The organism is Caballeronia udeis (genome assembly GCF_001544555.2).
GTDB lineage: Bacteria > Pseudomonadota > Gammaproteobacteria > Burkholderiales > Burkholderiaceae > Caballeronia > Caballeronia udeis.
The window spans coordinates 1-4,013 of sequence record NZ_FCOK02000164.1 but is presented as its reverse complement, the minus strand read 5'-3'; the positions used below and the strand labels follow the sequence as shown (position 1 = coordinate 4,013).

Here is a 4,013-nt window from a genome sequence, read left to right as displayed (position 1 = left end):
AATCCGGAGCGCATGCAGCCGGAAGAACTAAAGCAGTTTGCTTGAAGTGACACGACAAGTACGTTGACAACCGCCGTCCGCGTGCTGGTAAAGGTCCTCGATGTACCGAAGCTTGCCAGTTTGGGTCGATTCGGCCAGATGGCCCATTGACATGATCAGCCAGACGTTGGCCCAATATCGTGGAATTGCAGACTCACCGACCAGGGTGACGCTTCGCAGTTGGCCCGGAACCAGCGAATCCGATAACTGGAGGAAAGTCATCGATCGACGCAACGGTAAAAAGGTGCCAAATGATATGAAGCTGTTGCGTCGAATCCATGACAGCGAGGCGAAATCCGCAACACTTCTTTAGGTACCACTGAATGTGATAATTAACCTTATGTAAAATCAAAGATTGCTTGAGATTACGTGATGGACCCATCCAGCGCCGCCTTCGTTGACGAACTATCCGGAGACCCGTCTGGTGTCGGTTTTACGCCACCGGCAACAACTCGCTTGCAAGGCAGTTATGGCATGACGATATCGATGCCTATCGATATCGCCTCGTCCGGGCTTCCTGAACGCGCCGGATGCGCCTGCACATCGCTCGTGTGCAACCGGGTCTCAGTCCAACAAGCCCGGCGGCGCCATTGCCATCCGGTTACGCCCGGCCGCTTTCGCTTCGTATAGCGCACGGCCGGCATCGCGCACAACTTCGTTCGCCGACATTGCATCGTCGCGTACCTGAGCCGCACCGATGCTCGCCGTCACCGCAATGTTCAGTGCGCCGTGCAGCGCCGGCTCGGCCTCGATCGCGCTGCGAAAACAGCCAGTTCATGGCACTGGTCGGGATCCGGAAGAAATTCTAGAAACCCGGATCAGCGGACCGCAGTGTGCTGGAGGGTGCGCGAATTTGCCGAGGCGCATTCCAGCAGCCGGAACGCTAGCGCGCCATCGCCGGTGCGGTGTCTTCGGCCACTGGTGCGGCCACCGAGGCAGCATCAGGCGCCACATGAGACAGCTTCATCATGCGCGGCTGAAGCAGCAACGCGACGAGCCCGCTCCAGCCAGTCTGATGCGAAGCACCGACGCCGCGTCCGTTGTCGCCATGAAAGTACTCATGGAACAGGACGAGATCCTGCGAACGCGGGTCAGCCTGCAGCATCGGATAGGCCGCCATGACGGGCCGCAGGCCTTGTGCATCTTTGAGAAAGAGTGTGGTGACGCGCCGTGCGAGATCGTCAGCAATCTCGCTCAGCGAAAAACTGTTGCCCGATCCCGTCGGATAGTCGACGCGAAACTCATCGCCGTAGTAGCGATGGAACTCATATAGCGATTCGATCAGCAGGTAGTTGACCGGTATCCAGACCGGCCCTCGCCAGTTCGAATTGCCGCCGAACGCACGCGAGTCCGATTCGGCTGGTTCGTATTTGATGCAGAAGTTCACGCCGTCATGGTCGAAGAGGTACGGTGCATCGCGATGCACACGCGACAGCGCCCGCAAGCCGTGCCCGGAGAGAAATTCGTTTTCATCGAGCGCGCGGCGCAACAGCGCTTTCATCCGGTGTCCGCGCAACAATGACAGCAGCGTGGTGTTGCCTTTGCCGGGTTCGGTCCAGCGCGACACCAGCTTTGCCAGATTCGGGCGATGATCAAGAAACCACGCCAGCCGTTCGCGCAATCCCGGCAAATGGCCGTACACCCGCTCCTCGAGCACGTGAACGGCGAAAAGCGGAATCAGTCCGACGATCGAGCGAATGCGCATAGGCACACGGGTACCGTCCGGAAGGTGCAATACGTCGTAGAAGAATTCACCGTGTTCGTCCCATAACCCTGTGCTGCAGCCTTCGTTGCAACTGACCGCTTCCGCGATATACAGAAAGTGCTCGAAGAACTTCACCGCGATTTCGACGTACGCGTTGTTCGTCATCGCCAGTTCGAGGCCGATCTGCATCAGGTCGAGCGCGTAGGAGGCCATCCATGCTGTGCCATCGGCCTGATCGATGCGGCCGCCGGTCGGTAGTGGCGAAGACCGGTCGAAAATGCCCACGTTGTCGAGCCCAAGAAAACCACCCTGAAAGATGTTGCGGTCATCGGCGTCCTTGCGGTTGACCCACCACGAGAAATTAAGCAGCAGCTTGTGGAACATGACTTCGAGAAACGCGTGATCGCCAACGCCCGTCACCTCGCGGTCGAGTTCATAGACACGCCATGTTGCCCACGCATGAACCGGCGGGTTCGCATCGCCGAACGCCCACTCATAGGCAGGCAATTGCCCGTTCGGATGCATGTAGCGCTCCTTCACAAGCAGCAGCAATTGCTTCTTCGCGAAGTCGGGATCGATCATGGCGAATGCGGCCGCATGGAATGCGAGATCCCACGACGCGTACCATGGGTACTCCCACTTGTCCGGCATCGAGACAATGTCGCCATTGCACATGTGCCGCCAGTCCGCGTTGCGACCGCGCCTGCGTGCTCTCGGTGGCTTCGGTTGGCCGGGGTCGCCGTCGTGCCAGCGTGTTACGTCGAACTGGTAGTACTGCTTCGACCACAGCATGCCGGCGAGCGCCTGACGCTGTACGAGCCGCGCATCGGCGTCGGCGATGTCGTGCTGAAGCGCCACATAGAATTCGTCGGCCTCCGCTTGCCGGCGCGCGCAGAGCGCTTCCATGTCGAGCGGCACGGCATCCGGAGCCGCAGCAGCAGCCGGAGACGATTCTGGACGCCAGCGCAGATACAGCACCGAGCGCTCATGAGGCGCGAACTGCAGGTACACATGCGCAGCGGCGCGGGTGCCCCCGTCGCGCCGGATCGCCTGCTCGTCGCCGTCGACGAGGTAGTCATTGAAGCCGTCCTTGAATGGCCCCGGCCCCGCTCCTTCGAACCCGAAAATGCGGCGCATATTCGTTTCGTTTTCGCAGAAGAGCCACTCGATCGGCTGTTGCGCCGACGCCGTCACGATCATCGTTCCGAGAGCGGGATTGTGCGCGACGACGCGTGCGCCCTCCTCCGCATTCGGCTCCAGTTTGAGCGACGGCTTGCCGGGTTTGTCCGACCAAGCCCATCTGTTGCGCGCCCAGAATTGCGGCAACACATGAAGCGCCGCGCTCTGATCCGCGCGGTTTTCGACGCTAACGCGCATGACGATATCGTCGGGTGTGTGCTTCGCATATTCGACGCAGACGTCGAAGTAGCGGTTATCGTCGAACACGCCTGTATCGAGGATTTCATATTCGGGCTGTTCGGCGCCGCGCCGCAGATTTTCGTCGATCAGATCCTGGTACGGGTACGCGTCGTGAGGATACTTGTACAGCATCTTCATGTACGAATGCGTCGGCGTGCCGTCGAGATAGAAGTAAAGCTCCTTTACGTCCTCGCCGTGATTGCCTTGCTCATTCGTCAACCCGAAGAGCCGTTCCTTGATGATCGGATCGTGCCCGTTCCAGAGCGCGAGCGATACGCACCAGTCGAGCGGGTCGTTGCCGAATCCGGCAATGCCGTCCTCGCCCCAGCGGTACATGCGGCTGCGCGCATGATCGTGCGGAAAGTAGTCCCATGCGGTGCCGTATTCGCTGTAGTCCTCACGAACAGTGCCCCATTGCCGCTCGCTCAAATAAGGTCCCCAGCGGCGCCATTGGTCGAGTTCCGGACCATGGAGCCGGGCACCTTCCTTCGACTGGAGAAGATTGATTGCATGTAGCGGTGGCATGGAACCTCCCGATTGCATCATGAAACACGAAGTGATGGTTGATCCGAGGCATTCTGGTCGGCTCATTCGCATGCCACACTTGCATGATGGCCTCCTTTAGGGGTTGTCGTACATTCCTTGCAAAATCTGGCGGTAGCCGTGCGCAGAGCCGCCTGCAGCAAGGCTCGGCCGTTCGGTAGCTTTTGCGCAATCAGCGACTGCGCAAGTTCTTGATCAACATGGATTTTCAGGATCAAAGCGCCAGATTTTACTGAGATGGACCCGACGCCTCCCTTCGAGGGAAACTGACGCACTCAACCAGACGTGTGGAGGTTCATCATGGAAA

2 protein-coding genes are annotated in these 4,013 nt (G+C 59.3%); both read right to left on the bottom strand.

Annotated features, from left to right (window positions below; all coding sequences use genetic code 11):
* Positions 1–603: 603 nt before the first annotated feature.
* The gene (locus AWB69_RS46760; protein WP_269447531.1) at positions 604–774 is read right to left on the bottom strand and encodes a diguanylate cyclase domain-containing protein; all 171 of its coding nucleotides are present in this window, start codon (positions 772–774) and stop codon (positions 604–606) included.
* A 148-nt stretch (positions 775–922) separates the two neighbouring features.
* Positions 923–3,688: an MGH1-like glycoside hydrolase domain-containing protein gene (locus AWB69_RS44855; RefSeq protein ID WP_062093179.1), complete on the bottom strand. Its 2,766-nt coding sequence runs from the start codon at positions 3,686–3,688 to the stop codon at positions 923–925.
* Between the last annotated feature and the right edge of the window lie 325 nt (positions 3,689–4,013).

Bases quoted from the DNA above. Each gene is read 5' to 3' on its own strand.
- AWB69_RS44855 (WP_062093179.1), bottom strand. From the start codon at position 3,688: ATGCCACCGCTACATGCAATCAATCTTCTCCAGTCGAAGGAAGGTGCC.